12 protein-coding genes are annotated in these 15,037 nt (G+C 65.6%); 8 read left to right on the forward strand and 4 right to left on the reverse strand.

What is annotated here, in order from left to right; translation table 11 throughout:
- Positions 1 to 2 precede the first annotated feature (2 nt).
- The 4 genes from ACYVKQ_RS17255 to ACYVKQ_RS17270 all read left to right on the forward strand — a co-directional run bounded on the left by ACYVKQ_RS17255 (position 3) and on the right by ACYVKQ_RS17270 (position 5,037).
- Complete coding sequence (locus ACYVKQ_RS17255) at positions 3 to 1,064, forward strand: ABC transporter permease (protein ID WP_460676595.1); 1,062 nt, start codon at positions 3 to 5, stop codon at positions 1,062 to 1,064.
- Positions 1,065 to 1,143: 79 nt separating this feature from the next.
- Positions 1,144 to 1,665 carry a shikimate kinase gene (locus tag ACYVKQ_RS17260; RefSeq protein WP_460676596.1) on the forward strand — a complete coding sequence of 174 codons (522 nt, stop codon included), beginning with the start codon at positions 1,144 to 1,146 and terminating at the stop codon, positions 1,663 to 1,665.
- 72 nt (positions 1,666 to 1,737) lie between these two features.
- Positions 1,738 to 2,391, forward strand: a complete 654-nt coding sequence (locus ACYVKQ_RS17265; protein WP_460676597.1) for a sterol desaturase family protein — start codon at positions 1,738 to 1,740, stop codon at positions 2,389 to 2,391.
- Between the two features lie 270 nt (positions 2,392 to 2,661).
- Positions 2,662 to 5,037, forward strand: a complete 2,376-nt coding sequence (locus ACYVKQ_RS17270; RefSeq protein WP_460676598.1) for a T9SS type A sorting domain-containing protein — start codon at positions 2,662 to 2,664, stop codon at positions 5,035 to 5,037.
- A gap of 74 nt (positions 5,038 to 5,111) precedes the next feature.
- Here ACYVKQ_RS17270 and ACYVKQ_RS17275 read toward each other — a convergent pair whose 3' ends face one another.
- Entirely contained in the window at positions 5,112 to 5,288 is a 177-nt protein-coding gene (locus ACYVKQ_RS17275) for a hypothetical protein (RefSeq protein ID WP_460676599.1), read from the reverse strand.
- Positions 5,289 to 5,525: 237 nt separating this feature from the next.
- Between ACYVKQ_RS17275 and ACYVKQ_RS17280 the strand changes: the two genes are divergently transcribed.
- Both ACYVKQ_RS17280 and ACYVKQ_RS17285 read left to right on the forward strand, forming a co-directional pair.
- Positions 5,526 to 5,798 (forward strand): hypothetical protein, encoded by a 273-nt coding sequence (locus tag ACYVKQ_RS17280; RefSeq protein ID WP_460676600.1) that lies wholly within the window; start codon positions 5,526 to 5,528, stop codon positions 5,796 to 5,798.
- Positions 5,799 to 6,182: 384 nt separating this feature from the next.
- Complete coding sequence (locus ACYVKQ_RS17285) at positions 6,183 to 10,442, forward strand: right-handed parallel beta-helix repeat-containing protein (RefSeq protein WP_460676601.1); 4,260 nt, start codon at positions 6,183 to 6,185, stop codon at positions 10,440 to 10,442.
- A 77-nt stretch (positions 10,443 to 10,519) separates the two neighbouring features.
- Here the strand turns inward: ACYVKQ_RS17285 and ACYVKQ_RS17290 are convergent, their stop codons facing one another.
- The 3 genes from ACYVKQ_RS17290 to ACYVKQ_RS17300 all read right to left on the reverse strand — a co-directional run bounded on the left by ACYVKQ_RS17290 (position 10,520) and on the right by ACYVKQ_RS17300 (position 12,693).
- The gene (locus ACYVKQ_RS17290) at positions 10,520 to 11,254 is read right to left on the reverse strand and encodes a hypothetical protein (RefSeq protein ID WP_460676602.1); all 735 of its coding nucleotides are present in this window, start codon (positions 11,252 to 11,254) and stop codon (positions 10,520 to 10,522) included.
- A 9-nt stretch (positions 11,255 to 11,263) separates the two neighbouring features.
- Positions 11,264 to 11,944 (reverse strand): hypothetical protein, encoded by a 681-nt coding sequence (locus tag ACYVKQ_RS17295; protein WP_460676603.1) that lies wholly within the window; start codon positions 11,942 to 11,944, stop codon positions 11,264 to 11,266.
- A gap of 206 nt (positions 11,945 to 12,150) precedes the next feature.
- The gene (locus ACYVKQ_RS17300; RefSeq protein WP_460676604.1) at positions 12,151 to 12,693 is read right to left on the reverse strand and encodes a hypothetical protein; all 543 of its coding nucleotides are present in this window, start codon (positions 12,691 to 12,693) and stop codon (positions 12,151 to 12,153) included.
- Positions 12,694 to 12,895: 202 nt separating this feature from the next.
- On the opposite strand from ACYVKQ_RS17300, the gene ACYVKQ_RS17305 reads away from it, so the two are divergent.
- A complete protein-coding gene (locus tag ACYVKQ_RS17305) occupies positions 12,896 to 13,756 on the forward strand; it encodes a ferritin-like domain-containing protein (protein ID WP_460676605.1) in 861 nt (286 codons plus the stop codon).
- Positions 13,757 to 14,217: 461 nt separating this feature from the next.
- Positions 14,218 to 14,901: a GAF domain-containing protein gene (locus tag ACYVKQ_RS17310; protein WP_460676606.1), complete on the forward strand. Its 684-nt coding sequence runs from the start codon at positions 14,218 to 14,220 to the stop codon at positions 14,899 to 14,901.
- The last annotated feature ends 136 nt before the right edge of the window (positions 14,902 to 15,037 follow it).

A 15,037-nucleotide genomic window follows, 5' to 3' on the forward strand; every position in this document is an offset into this window, starting at 1 on the left:
GAATGCTTCTTTTCATCCTGCGCCGCCTGCTGCACGGCGTGCTGATCCTGGCCGGCGTAGCCCTCACGGTATTCCTGCTGTTTCAGGTGCTGCCCGGCGACCCGGTGGCCCTGCTGGCCGGGCAGCGCAGCGACGTGGCCACCCGCGCCGCCATTGCCGCCGACCTCGGCCTGGACCAGCCCGTGCCCGCGCAGCTGGCCGGCTACCTGAACGACGTATCGCCGGTGGGCGTGCACCCGCGCGACTCGGCCGGCGTGGCCCGCTACGGCGGCCTGACCGTGCTGCCGCTGGGCAGCGACAAGGCCCTGGTGCTGAAGAAGCCCTACCTGCGGCGCTCGTTTCAGTCAAACAAGGACGTGCTCGACATTTTGCTCGACCACTTCGACGGCACCCTGTGGCTGGCCCTGGCGGCCATGCTGCTGGCGGCGGTGCTCGGCATCGGCTTCGGCATCGTGGCGGCGCTGCGGGCGCACACCTGGCTGGACCGGGTGCTGATGACCGTGTCGGTGCTCGGCATTTCGGTGCCCTCGTTCGTGGCGGGCATTCTCATTGCCATGACGTTCGGTTTCTACTGGAGCCACTGGACGGGCCTGAACCTGACGGGGCAGCTGTTCGAAACCGACCCGTTTACGGCCGAGTCGCACGTGGTGTGGCGCAACCTGCTGCTGCCGGCCTTTGCGCTGGGTGTGCGGCCGCTGGCCGTCATCGTGCAGCTCACACGCAGCTCCATGCTCGACGTGCTTTCCCAGGATTTCGTGCGCACGGCCCGCGCCAAGGGCCTCTCCAAGGGCCGCACGGTGTGGCACCACGCCCTGCAGAACGCGCTGAATCCGGTGGTGACGGCCGTGTCGGGCTGGCTGGCCTCGCTGATGGCCGGCGCCTTCTTTATCGAGTACATATTCAACTGGAAGGGCCTGGGCACGGTTACCCTGCGGGCCGTCGAAAACCTGGATTTTCCGGTGGTGATGGGCGCCACGCTGTTCGTGGCCTTTCTGTTCGTGGTCATCAACATCGCCGTGGACGTGCTCTACGCCGTGCTCGACCCGCGGGTCAAGCTGAGCTAAGACCGAAGCATGAGGATGGTCGCGCCGCGTACAGCGGTCCGCCCCGCCACCCTTCGTTATCCTGCCTCCTTTCTTGATCATGCGACTCTTCCTCGTCGGGATGCCGGGTGCCGGCAAGACTACCCTCGGGCGCGGCCTGGCCGTGCTCTACCAAGTGCCGTTCGTGGATCTGGACGAAGAAATTGTGCGGCGCGAGGGGCGCGACATTCCCGCCATCTTCGCGCAGGACGGGGAAGCGTATTTCCGGCAGGCCGAAGCCGCCGCGCTGCGGGCCGTGGTAGCGCGGCACGACGACGTGGTGCTGGCCACGGGCGGCGGCACGCCCTGCTTCCACCAGAACGCGGATTTTTTAAACCAGACCGGGGTGGCGCTGTGGCTGGACGTGCCCGTGCCCGAGCTGGTGGCGCGCCTGCGCCACGCCGCCGCTGCCCGCCCGCTGCTGGCCGAACTGCCCGACGCGACGGCGCTGGAAGCGCGGCTGCGGGAAACATTGGCGGCCCGGCAGCAGTTTTATGCACGGGCTGCTTTGCGCTGCCAGGGCGTGCATTGTACTTTGGAAGCCGTGCACGCGTTGATTACACGCTACCAAGCCACGGCCTAACCTTTTCGCGGTGGGTGCGTTTGCGCGCTGGTGGCTACTTTTGCCATGGAATCACACCTTCCCTTACCCCTTATGGAACAAAAGGCTGCTCCTGCGTCGGGCCAACTTCACAAGCCCAAGCACAAAGGTTCGGCGCAATTGTTTGACAACCCTGTGCTGGAGCGCATGACGCACACGCACATCGCCGCGCCCTTGTCTATCTTCTTCGGCGTTGCTGCCGTTAGCCTTTACTATAGCCTCCGCCAGGGCTTGCTGAGCGGGCTATCGGCGTTTGGGCTGTTTCTGGTGGGGTGGTTTGGCTTCACGCTGGTAGAGTACCTGATGCACCGCTTTCTGTACCACATGGATACGAACACGCCCGCCAAGGCCAAGTTTCAGTACACCATGCACGGCGTGCACCACGAGTACCCCAAAGACAAAACCCGCCTGGCCATGCCGCCCATCCTGACGGTGTTCGTGACCTCGCTGCTCTTTTTCATCTTCCGCTTCGTGTTCGGCAACGCCGGCTTCGGCATCCTGGCTGGCTTTGTGTTCGGGTACGCGCTGTACCTGTTCGTGCACTACGCCATTCACGTGTATAACCCGCCGAAGAATTTCCTGAAATTCTGGTGGCACCACCATGCCCAGCACCACTACCGGCAGGATGAAGTGGCCTTTGGCGTGTCGACCACCATCTGGGACCACATCATCGGCACCATGCCCGGCAACAAGACGGAAGCGAAGTAGCCTCCGACTGGCCCCAACACCGCCGCGCCCGCTCTACACCCCGTAGAGCGGGCGCGGCGGTGTTGGGGCCGTGGCTTGCGCGTAACCGAGGGCAAACCGGGGCGGCCAATGGCCAATCCGTAGAAAGCGCGTTGTGGACAGAAGGCTATTTGACCCGGTGCTTTGAAATAATGGCCAAAGTTGGCTCTGGCCTTTGTATACTTTCGCAGTTAGGGAGGCTGGGTGTTGCGTCGATGCCCGCCTGTTGTACCATATTTTAACAATGTCAGCATGCGCAAACTGTACCGCTTCGGCTTGATGGTAGGATTGGTGGTGCAGGCGGGGGCCGCCCAAGCCCAAATCGCCTTGTCTTCCTTTGACCCCAATACGCAGGATTTCAACACGCTTACCGCCAGCACGGGGCCGGCGGCGTACACCAACAATGTAACGCTGCCGGGCCTGTACTTGGGGTCGAACGTGTATTTTCAGAACTCGCCGACGTTTCCGTTTCCCAGCGGTTTTTACGATTACACCCCCGACCGGGTGGCGGCCAACGACGGCTCCGTAACAACGGCGCAGTTCTATAGCCTGGGCAGCAGTGGTTCCCCCGACCGCGCCATCGGCGGGCTGGCCACCGGCCAATCGGGCACGGGCTACGCCGGCTTGCGGTACAAGAACACGACGGGAGCCACCATCAGGAACCTGGCCGTGACGTACACCATGGAACAGTGGTACAATTCGGGTACCATCGACCAAGCTAATTTTCAGGTGCATTACCGCACGGGTGCTGCCAACGTCGCCGTCAATTCCATCTACGACGCCTCGGGCACCTGGACCCCGGTGTCGCAATTGAACGTGTTTGCTCCGTCGACCACCAAGCCGATTACCAACCAGAACGGCAACGTGGCCAGCAACCGGGTGACGGTGTCGTACACGATCCTCAACGTGAACCTGGCCAACAACGCCGAAATCATGCTGCGGTGGAAATACTCGCTGGACAACTCCACCAACGGCAACGGCCTTGGCGTGGACGATGTGACGGTGACGCCGGAGTCGAATATCTTTTACAGCAAGACCACTGGCAACCTCAACAACCCCAACTCGTGGGGGGCCAACCCGGATGGTACGGGCACCGCGCCGGCGAACTTCACGACCAATAACCAGATTTTCTACGTGCGGGGCGTGGCCCTGGGCAACAACCGTTTGGGTGGCTCGACCTGGACGGTGAGCGGCTCCAACTCAAAGATCGTGGTGGGCCAGGACGGGGAGCCGGCCAAGCTGCTGGTCGCCAGCAACGCCGACATCGACGCAACCATTGACGTGGCAACGGGTTCCACTTTGCGCCTGGAAAAAGCGGGTTCCGGTACGCTGAAGCTGGGTAACCTGAACGTGGGCAGTACCGTGGAGTACACCAGCACCACCGACGCGCACACCATCCTGCCCAAACAGTACAGCCGCCTGCGCGTCATCGGGGCAGGCGCCAAAAACCTGGGGGGACACGTGACGGTAACGGACACGCTGAGCTTCCGCAGCAATGCCGACGTGTCATTGGGCACCTACGACCTGACGCTGTCGTCGGTGGGAGCGATGGTGGGCACCTCGCCCAATTCGTTTGTGGTGACCAACGGCCGCGGCAAGCTGCGCCTGCCGGTAGCCGGTACCAACGGCCAGAACCAGAGCCAGGCCGTGCTCTTTCCGGTGGGCACGTCGTCGGCGTCGTACACGCCGATTGGCATTAAGCAGAACACGGCGCAAAGCCAGGATATCTTCGAGGTGCGCGTCATCGACAACGTCTACCTGCGCTACGACGCGCAGGAAAACCCCGTCGGGGCACCCATCACCAGCGAAGTGGTGAAGAAAACGTGGTTTGTCAGCAAGGAAACGCCCACCATCCCGAATGTGGACGTGCAGATGCAAATGGAGTGGAACGCGACGGATGCGGCCCCGGATTTTGCGACGAACCGCGCGTTTGTGGGCCACCATACCGGCGGTCGTTGGGACCAGGTCAGCACCCGTCCGGGCGCTACGCAGCCGCGGGCCGGCGCCTTTAGCGTGGTGCGTACCGGCATCACCAGCTTTTCGCCCTTTGGGGTGTCGTCCAGCGTCTCGGGGGTGCTGCCGGTGGAACTGCTGGCCTTCGGGGCCCGCTGCACCGGCGCGGTCGTCAGCGCCACCTGGGCTACGGCGCAGGAGCAGGATAACGCATACTTCGACGTGCAGCGTAGCCGCGACGGGCACGTGTTTAACACCATCGGCCGCGTGGAGGGCAGCGGCACCAGCACCCAGCGCCGCGATTACCAGTTCGTGGACCAGCAGCCCGTAAAGCAGCCGGCGTACTACCGGCTGCGGCAGGTCGATGTGGATGGCACCGAGTCATTCTCGCAGATAGTTGTGGTGGCGCCGTGCAGCCAGCGGCCCGCCGCCATGAGCCTGACAGTCGCGCCGAACCCGGGCAGCGACCTGTTTGAAGTCTGGAGCGGTGTCGCACCGGGTACGGTGCTGCATATTTCGGTGGTCAGCGCGACGGGCGTGCCGGTACTGCGGGCCCGGGTCACGGCCGGCGCCACGCGTCCGGTACTCGACTTGCGGGCCCAGCCCGCAGGCGTGTACATCGTGCAAGTAAGCACGCCGACGGGGGTGGAAACCACCCGGGTGGTAAAGCAGTAAGGCCGCATCGACAAGCAAAACGGCCAGGCTGTGCAGCCCGGCCGTTTTGCTTGTCGATGCGGCGTGCCGGACCGTTACCGGCGGCGAAAAAACTTGCTGAACAGCCAGAAGAGCAGCAGCAGCACCACCACCACACCGATGATGCCCGTGATGGCACCGGCCTTGAAGATGTCGCCGATGACTTCGCAGCCGGTCAGGGGCAGCAGCAGCAGGCAAAGTACTAGTGGCAGCCAGGGAAGTGAGCGTTTCATATCAGTGAAGGAGAAAGTACCAGACGAAACAGCCGCGTTTGGGCTGCCGAACTACTTTGCGCATACTGGTGGGTACTGCAAAAGGTTGGGCGCGGCGGACCGCCGCGCCCAACCCGGGAAACGTGTTCTGAGGGAGCGGTGCGCTACCTGCCGGCCGGGGCGGATGCTCGGCAGCCCGGAACGCGGCTGCGGCTGCGGCCGTGAACCATCAAGCCGACTTTCGTGTATCTTGGCGTAATGAGTAACGAAGTAGCCAACCTGAGTCTGGCCGAAGCCACGCGCCACGAGCCCGTGCTGCACTACGCTTACTGCGTCGACGCCAGCAACCGCCCGGTCAACCACACCGGCGACTGGCCCGAAGAGGGCCAACTGTACCCCATCCGCCTGGTGCCGAGCCGCCTCGAGGGCATGCCCCTGATCCACGTGCTCGGCTTCGAGGGCGCCGCTCCCTACTACAACGCTTTCGGCCCGCACCGCTTCGAGGTAGTGGCCGAGGTCTGGTTAAATTAACTGTCCTTTCGCAGCGGCGGCCTCGCGGGCCGTTGCCGAACCAAGCCGGGGGCTGCCGCAAGGCGGCCCCCGGCTTTTTTGTGCCCGGGCAGCAGCAGTGCAATGGAGCTAATTAATTAAAAATTAATGTGTAGCAAGCAACCCTCGTGGCAACGGTTCTCGAAGGTAACAGGCAACCGGCGGGGCCAAACCGCCGGGCTTCCTCATCATTTTTTCCTAGTTTGCAGAACCAGTCCTACGGGCAGCCGTGCAACCACCCAGCCCGGTTCTCACTCCCTGATGCGCTACGCGCCACACCAACCCTTTGCGGTTGGGTCTGGCGTGTGCCGTGTCCCAAGAAAACAGTATTTCCCTTTTCACCCTTTACCACCCCTTTTACGCCTAATGCACACACCCTTACCCCATGTACCGACGCCCACCAGCACCGGCCGCCCCCGTTTCGGCTGGGCCCTGCTGCTGGGGCTACTGCTCGGCGGCACTTCCGCTTGGGCTCAGGCCCCCCTGTCGGGGGCGTACACCATCAACAACGCCCAACCCACCGGCGGCACCAACTTCGCCAGCTTTGGCGCGGCAGCAACGGCGCTGAACACCAACGGAGTAAGCGGGCCCGTGACCATTACGGTGAGCGGTGGGCCGTATACCGAGCAAATCAGCCTGAGCGCGCTGACCGGTACCAGCGCCACGAACCGCGTCACCATCAATGGGGGCGGCAGCAAGATTCAGTTCGGCTCCAACACCTCGGCGCAGCGGGCCGTCATCACCCTGAACGGGGCCGACTTCGTGACCCTGAACAACCTGCAGGTGGACGCCACGGAAAGCGGAGCCTCCACCGCCACGTACGGCTGGGGCATTCAGCTGCTGAACAACGCCGATAACAACGTCATCAGCAACTGCACCATTACGAGCAGCCCCTCGTCCACGAGCTCGACCAACTTCCTGGGCATCGTGGCCAACAACTCGACCACCTCGCCGACGACGGGCGGGGCCGCCGGCACGGCCCTCACCGTGGAAAACAACACGATTGTGGGCGGCTACTACGGCATCAAGCTCGTGGGGACGTCCTCGAACCTGCTGAGCGGCTACCGCATTCGGGAAAACATCATCCAGGACTTCCACAACTACGGCATCGACGCTGACTACACCACCGGCGCGCAGATCATTGCCAACAACATCAGCCGGCCGACGCGCACGGCCGTGGGGGCTTTCTACGGGGTGTCGCTCGGGGCGGGCAATGCCAACACGGACATCGAGAAAAACCGCATCCACAACCCCTTTACCGGCAATACAGCCGCCACGGGCATTGCGTACGGCATCAGCATCTCGGGGGACGACCCCGCTGTGGGAGCGGAAAATGAAGTAATCAACAACTTGATTTACAGCTTCGACGGCGCGGGTACGGAATACGGCCTGTACAATTCCTCGTCGAACAACGTGCGCTACTACCACAATACCGTGGTGCTCGACAACACGGCCTCGGCGTCGGCTTCCGATTCGTACGGCTTCTACCAAGTAACCACCGCCACGGGCATCGAGCTGCGCAACAACGTGCTGGTGGTGCGCCGCGGCGGCAGCGGCGACCGGTACGCGCTGGGCTTCGCCACCACGACCTCGACCATCTCGTCGAACTACAACGACCTGGTGGTGGGCTCGGGCAGCACTTCCTACACCGGCCGCTACGGCACTGCCAACTTCGCGACGCTGGCCGACTGGAAAGGCGCCAACTCGGCGGCTTACGACCAGAACAGCGTGGACGCTGACCCGGCCTTCGCCGGCGCCGCGCCCAACAACTACCGCCCCACGGCCAGCCCGCTGAACAACGCCGGCACGCCGCTCGCGCGCGTGACCGACGACATCACCGGCGCCACGCGCGGCGCGGCGCCCGACCTGGGCGCCTACGAGTTTGCCCCCGCCGCCGACGACGTGGCCGTGGTGAGCATCGACTCGCCCGCTTCGCCGGTAGTGCCCGGCGCGGGCACCGTCACGGTGACCATCCTCAACAACGGCGGCTCGCCGCTGAACTCGGTTCGCCTGGAGTACACGCTCAACGGCGCGGCTGCCGTGGGCCAGACGTTTACCCTGGCCGGTGGCCTGGCTCCGGGCGCTACCCGGGTCCTCACCTTTACCACCACGGGCACCCTGCGCGTGGGCGCCAACCCGCTGACGGTGACGGCCAGCCTGCCCAACGGCAACGCTGACTCAAACCCGAGCAACAACACCCAGACCACGACGCTGTACACGTCCATGGCCGGCACGTACACCATCGACAAGACGCAGCCGACGGGCGGCACCAACTTCGCCAGCTTCACGGATGCGGCCAACCGCCTGAACGGCGGCGGCATCACCGCCTCGGTGCGCCTGAACGTGCTGAACGGCCCCTACACCGACCAGTTTTTGCTGGGCGTGGTGCCCGGCGTTAGCGCCACCGACACCATTGTGGTGGACGGCGGCACCGCCAGCCAGACGCTCAGCTACACCGGCGCCGTGGGCGTGCCCTCGGCCGTGCAGTTGAATGGCACCGACTACGTGACCCTGCAGAACCTGACCATCGATGCCTCGGCCGGTACGACCTTTGGCATCGGGGTGCATCTGGTGGGCCAGGCCAACCACAACCGCATTACCAATTGCGTGATTCGTGGCTCGGCCACCAGCACCACCAGCACCGCCAGCGCCGGTATTGCCGCCAGCGGCACCGTGGCCTCGGGCTCCGATGCGGGGGATGCCAGCAACCTGCGCATCGAAAACAACGTCATCAGCGGTGGTTACTACGGCATCATCCTGACGGGCGCCAGCACCACCAACCGCAGCACCGGCATCCGGGTCATCGGTAACGAAGTACGTGACTTCTACGGGTACGGCGTGGACGTGGAGAACTCCGCCGGCGCGCGCATCATCGGTAACAACGTCCACCGCCCCACCCGCACGGCCTCGACCACGACCTACGGGATATACCTGGTGGGCGACGTGAGCGCGGCAGTGGAAAACAACCGAGTCCACGACCTGTTCACTGCCAACGCGGCCAGCACCTCCGCGGCCTACGGCATCTACACCTCGGGCGACGCTGCGGCCGGTACCGAGAACGACGTGGTCAACAACCTGGTGTACAACTTCAACGGGGCCGGCACGGAGTACGGCCTCTACAACACCGGCGCCAACTTCGCCCGCTACTACCACAACACCGTGTCGCTGGACAACACGGCCGCTACCTCGGCCTCGCTGTCGTACGGCTTCTACCAGACCACGCAGGCCAGCGGCATCGAGCTGCGCAACAACCTGATCAGCGTCACCCGCGGCGGCAGCGGTGCCCGCTACGCCATCTACCTGGCTACCACCACGTCGACCGTCGTCTCGGACTACAACGACCTGTTCGTCGGCACGGGCAGCAACTACTACACCGGCCGCTTCGGCAGCAGCACCACCACGGGGCTGAACTTCGCCACCCTGGCCAACTGGAAAACGGCCAACAACAACGCCTACGACCAGAACAGCGTGCAGCTCGACCCGCTCTTCACGGGCAGCAGCCTGGTGCCCACCAACGTGCAGCTGAACGGGACCGGCTCGCCGACGACGCTTGCACGCGTGCCGCGTGACTTTGCCGGCACCACGCGCAACACGCCCCCCGACCCCGGCGCCTACGAGCTGACCCTGATTGCCAACGACGTGGCCGTGGTGAGCATCGACGCGCCGACGACGCCGGCCGTGCTCGGCTCGAACCCGGTGGTAGTGACCATCCGCAACGGCGGCACCGCCGTGCTGAACTCCGTAACGCTGAGCTACTCGCTCAACAACGGCTCGGCCACGCCCCAGACCTTCACGGGCCTGAACCTGGCTGCCGGCGCCACCCGCCAGCTCACCTTCACCACCGGCGTGGTGCTCGCGCAGAGCGGCACGTTTACGCTGACGGTAACCGGCAGCCTGCCCAACGGCCAGGCCGACGGCAACGCCAGCAACAACACGCAGACCACGACCTTCGACCAGCCGATGCCGGCCAACGACGAGCCTTGCGCGGCCGTGGCCATTGGGGCCGGGGTGTCAGGCTCCAACAGCGGCGCCAGCACCAGCCTGCAGAACGGCATCACGCTGCCCGCCTGCTCGCCCTCGATGTCGCCGAAGGACGTGTGGTTCACCTTCACCGCCACCGGCGCCACCACCCCGCTCTACCTGAGCGGCGACGCGGCCGGCATGGTGCGCGTGTTCAGCAGCGCCAGCTGCGCCAACGGGCCGTTCACGCAAGTGTTCTGCGCCTCCAGCGGCACCGCCAATACCTCGGTAGGCACCGTGACGGTGACCGGCCTGACGAACGGTCAGCAGTACTACGTGGCCGTATCGGGCTACGCTACCAACGACACGCCGGGCACCTTCCGCATCAGCACCACCCCGCTGAGCAGCCGTGTCCAGACCAAGGCCGCAGCCCTGGCCGTGTACCCCAACCCCAGCGCCACCGGCCAATTGACGGTGCGCCTGACGACCCTCACGGGGGCCGGCACGGTAGAATTGCTGAACGCCCTGGGCCAGTCGGTACGTCGGCAAGCGCTGCAGGGCGCCGGGGAGCACCACGTATCGACGCGCGGCCTGGCCGCCGGCGTGTACACCCTGCGCGTGCAGGCTGGCCAGGAAATCGTGTCGCGCAAGGTAGTGCTGCAATAAGCCCTGCCGCGCGGCCGGGTTCCGGTTCCCGCATCCAACCACCGGCCCCGGCGCATTGCCGGGGCCGGTGGTTTAAGTTAAAAAGCCCTTCCGACCACGTGGTCGGAAGGGCTTTTTCCATAATGGCCTACGCGGCGCCCGGGGCCGGCTCCACGGCCCGGATGATGACGGCTGGCGAAGCCGGAAAGCCGCCGTACCGAGCAAGCCGCAACCCGGCGGCTGGGTCGGGCTAGGGGCGCAGCAGCCGGGCACGCCAGCGGCGGCCGTCGGTGGCGGTGAGCTCCACCACGTAGGGGCCGGCCCAGCGCGTCGCGCAGGGTGAGCGTGGCGCCGGGGCCCAGCCCGGCCGGCAGGGCCACGCGGGCGGCGGCGCCGGCGGCCGGGTTGGGGTACACCTCCAGCGCCCCGGCCGGGGGCGCGGCGCCGGGCCCGGCCAGGGCCGTGACCTGGCGCGGGGCCGTGGCCCGCAGCCGGGCTATCCAGCCGGCCTGCGGCCCGCCGCCCACCGGGGCCGAGCCCACGGCCACGGCCACCGAGTCGCCGGCCAGCGCCTGCCAGTCGTAGGCGCGGATCCAGGGCGTGCCGGGGCCGGCGCGCAGTTCGCGCCGGCTCAGCCACTGGCCCGCGGCTAAGAGCCGGTGGATGTAGAGGTAGGGGGTGGGTACGTTGGCGGGCGCCGGCACGGCCGTGTCGTCGTAGGTGGCGGCCAGCAGCGTGCCGTCGGGCTGGCGGTGCACGCGCAGGATGGTGGACGAGCCGCTGCGCCCGGCGGGCAGGCGCGTCTGCCAGCGCACGTTCAGGGCCGTATCCACGGCCACCACTCAGGCCTCGCCGGGCGTGGCCAGCGGGCCGGGCACCGGCACCTGCACCCGGCAGTTGAGCACGTAACCGCCGCCGTTGGGTAACTCCAGCGTGTGACCGAAGAAACGGTCGTACACCTCTATCCAAGCTGAATCTCGAATAATAAGCATCCGGCGGCGGTGCTCCCGTCCCAACGAGTCAGTTAAAATAAGCAGCGGGTGAAACCCGCTCGCACACTGCGCGCTGCCGATGAGCAGGTATCCCCCGTCGGGTCGGCGCACTGCATCGGTACCGTAGGCGTTGCCGTACCACAGCGGCGACCCGTAGAAGCGCGTCCACAACAGCGTGCCGGCCGTGTCGGTGCGCATGAACTGATAACGCGAGGGGGAAAGCGGGCCGCCCACGTAGTGTTGCAGCGTCAGGCCCAGGATGCTGAAACCGCGCGCGTCGGGCAGCACGCAGGTAGGGAAAGCCCAGTTGGCGCTGGCCGAGTACGTGACCCCCGGCAAGGTGTCGCCGGCGGCAGTGATTTTCTGCAGAAAGGGCCGCGTCATCTGGATGCCACCCAGCAGCGGTCCGGGCACCGTAGCCACGAACACCCAGCCCCCGCGCCAGGATTTCAGGTCCTGCTCACCGGTGTGCATCACCCGGCCGCGGCGCTGCCATAGCAACGTACCAGCCGTGTCGTAGCAAGCACTCAAACTTGGGTATTGTGGGCTATCAGTTCCTGCTCCAATAATCCAATACTGCGTTGAAGCGACTCTTAAGCCAAGGAACAAGGTCAGCCGGGCCGGTGGTGCCATGATTATACCTTGCTCCCAGGGCGGCCCTGGACGTTGGCCAACGGCCGGCGCGGCGCTCAGCAGGCCCACAGCGGCGCGAAGCCGTCCGCGCCGTCCAATCTGGCTTAATCATGGCTCACCTGCAGGCGTTGCACGCTCATCGGGTGGCCGCTCATCACTAGGGTGCAGGCGTAAGGCCCCGCCGGCAAGCCACGCAGGTTCAGCACGGCTTGCTGTTGGCCGGTCTTGCAGGCGGCCCGGAAAATAGCCTGCTCGGCGTGCAAGGTGGCGTTTTTGCCGAGCCGGATGCGCAGCCCGTTCACGTGGCGGGCGGGCGAGGAGCGCCCGTACCCGTCGACGTACAACACGGTGCCGGGCCGCACGTCGAAGTAGCCGTTTTCGAGCAGCAGCTCCCCTACCACGTGGTAGGGGCCGCTGAAGGCGGTGTTGCCGCTGATGACGGTGGTAGCGGTGGGCGTGCCCAGCACCTTCACGGTGCTGGCAAACGAGCAGGGGCCCACCTGCACGTTGATGGGCGGCGCGACCTGGGTGGTGCTTATCGGGCTACTGAGCCAGCAGGCCAGCAGCAGGCCGGGCAGCCACGGCCACCGGCCGGTAGGGGCGTTGCGGGGGGAGTATTCGTGGGCATAAGCAATTGAGTATGACAAAAGAAATCATGAAACTACCGGAAGCCAAAGTAGTCGGAATACCTGCCATGTGGCAATCAGGCCCGGGCTTTTGGCGGGGCGTCGGTCACCCTGCGCCCCTGCCCCGCTGCCGCCCGGCTGTAACCTTCGGCCGGGTTTCCGCGAATGTGGTATCCGCCAGCGGCCGCATTGGCCTGGCGGTCATCCTTTTTGTCTTTTCCTTATGAGCCATCCGAATAAACCCCGCGTCAGCCCTGATTCCCCCGCCGCCCGTGCCCTTTCCGAAGCCGGCGACACCCAAGCCAACCACAACGCCGGCCAGCCGGAGCCGACGGACAGTACTGCTCGCAGCACCGAACCTGCTTCGGAAGGCGGCGCCTCGCGCTCCGCGCTAGGCGGCCTGGCCTCGCCGCTGCTGGCCCAGGCCCAGCGCTGGCTGCAGGATAGCGGCCTGCAGGACACGCTGACCCAGGTGCAGGTGCCCGAGCCGGTGAAGCGCCTGGCTGGCCAGACGGCCGACCGCTGGCGCCAGCTTTCTACCACGCAAAAAGTAGTGGGAGGCGCCCTCATCGCGGCCGGCGGGTGGTACCTGCTGAGCCGGCCAGGGCAGTCGGACGTAGACGGCGGCAGCGCCCGCCGCAGCCGCAAAGACCAGGCGGCCACGTTGCACGAACTGCTGCTTTTCGTCAATGACCGCGTGGAGGGCTACCAGCGCGCCGCCGACGAAAGCAACGACGCCGAGCTGAAGGGCTACTACAAGCAGCTGGTGAGCCAGAGCCAGCAGTTTGCCAACCAGCTCAACGCCCACCTGCGCCAGCAGGGCGGCGGCCGCGAAACCGGCACTACTCTCAAAGGCAAGCTGTACCGGGGCTGGATGGAGGCGAAAGCCGCCGTCACCGGCTACGACGAAAAAGCCATTCTCGGCTCCAACGTGTACGGCGAGGAATGGGCGCTGAAAGCCTACCAGGACGCCTTGAAGGACCGCACGCTCACCGGGGCCCTGCGCCTGGAAGTGGAGCGCCAGTACGCGCAGTCGCAGAAAACCTACCAGAAACTGCAGAAGCTAACCAACCAGCAGCGCTAGTCGCAGCGTTGAGTTCAAGCCCGGCGGGGGCGGCGCTACGGTGCCGCCCCCGCTTCTTTTAGGTGGTTGAGGCTTACGTACGTACGGGGCGCAGACGCCCATTGAGTGGGCCGCAGCAGAGCTTGCGCCGGTTTAGCGGCGGGGCGCAGTTGCGGCGGGTGCCAGCTGCTCTTGCCCCCGCCAGCGCCAGCAGACCGTGGCGTTTGCGCTGCCCTTGGTGCAGGGTTCCCGGCTGGAGCCAACGGAAGTCAAGCGGGCTTGCCAAGCCGATAGCAGGTAGTAATCTGTCACTGGAAGCCCCGGAGAGCAGAAAAGGGCTCAGCGCAGCCCCCGGCCGCTCCGGGCGACCAGCGCCGGAGCGGCAGTTGGTGGTCAGCGCGTGGACTGGGGCAGCCGAGCGTGGGTTACTTGAATTTGTTTGTATATTACGTGTGATTGTTTGACTTATTTTTATAATTCGCATGACTCTGGTATCCGGCATGACACCGTCCAATGAGGGCGAGCGGTTGCGCGCGCTGCGTGGCTACCACCTGGTGGGTTCCCTGCGCGACAAAATGCTCGACGAGGTAGCCCTCATCACGGCCCGGCTTTTTGGCGTACCCGTGGCACTGGTGTGGCTGGTAACAGCCGGGGAAGCGCACTTCCAGCCCGGCGCCGGCCCAGCTGGCTGCGCGCGCCTGCCCCGCACCGACCACCTTTGCTCGGCCGCGGTACTTCACGACCACCTGGCCATCTTCGAAAACGGCGCGCGACATCCCTGCGAGCTGGCGAGCCAGCCCGTGGCCGATCAGTTTCAGCTCGGCTTTTACGCCAGCCAGCCCTTGGTTACCTCCGCCGGGCACGCCATCGGGGCTCTCTGCATTCTGGACCACGAGCCGCGCGAATTGGGCGCCACGCCGCAGGCCGTGCTGGCAAACCTGGCCCAGGTAGTAATGGTGTGCATCGGGCTGCGCGCCTCGGCGGCCGAGGCGGCCTTGGTGCAGCCCTTCTGGGAACAGCTGGAAGAAGTTATGCGCAAGCCGCTGCGGCAGCTGCTCATCGCGGCCAACCAACTTCGCCGCACGCTCCCCGACGAGGAAGCACAGGCTGCGCACTGGCAGCAGGTGCACGCGCTGCTGCAGAGCATCATCCGGCAATTGACCTAGCGCCGGCCGCGGCGGCTACCGCCAGCCGGCCTTATCACGGCGCCGTACCCCGCCGAACGCCCGGCCGGCGCTATCTTTACCAGCACTTCGCGGGCCTGAAGCCCCGCCCCGTGCAGATATCCGCCCGCTTTCCTTC

Source organism: Hymenobacter coalescens, assembly GCF_054783195.1.

Excerpts from the sequence above, each read along its gene's own strand:
- ACYVKQ_RS17255 (WP_460676595.1), top strand. The coding sequence starts at position 3 with ATGCTTCTTTTCATCCTGCGCCGCCTGCTGCACGGCGTGCTGATCCTG.
- ACYVKQ_RS17285 (WP_460676601.1), top strand. The coding sequence starts at position 6,183 with ATGCACACACCCTTACCCCATGTACCGACGCCCACCAGCACCGGCCGC.
- ACYVKQ_RS17260 (WP_460676596.1), top strand. The coding sequence starts at position 1,144 with ATGCGACTCTTCCTCGTCGGGATGCCGGGTGCCGGCAAGACTACCCTC.
- ACYVKQ_RS17310 (WP_460676606.1), top strand. The coding sequence starts at position 14,218 with ATGACTCTGGTATCCGGCATGACACCGTCCAATGAGGGCGAGCGGTTG.
- ACYVKQ_RS17305 (WP_460676605.1), top strand. The coding sequence starts at position 12,896 with ATGAGCCATCCGAATAAACCCCGCGTCAGCCCTGATTCCCCCGCCGCC.
- ACYVKQ_RS17265 (WP_460676597.1), top strand. The coding sequence starts at position 1,738 with ATGGAACAAAAGGCTGCTCCTGCGTCGGGCCAACTTCACAAGCCCAAG.
- ACYVKQ_RS17270 (WP_460676598.1), top strand. The coding sequence starts at position 2,662 with ATGCGCAAACTGTACCGCTTCGGCTTGATGGTAGGATTGGTGGTGCAG.
- ACYVKQ_RS17280 (WP_460676600.1), top strand. The coding sequence starts at position 5,526 with ATGAGTAACGAAGTAGCCAACCTGAGTCTGGCCGAAGCCACGCGCCAC.
- ACYVKQ_RS17275 (WP_460676599.1), bottom strand. The coding sequence starts at position 5,288 with ATGAAACGCTCACTTCCCTGGCTGCCACTAGTACTTTGCCTGCTGCTG.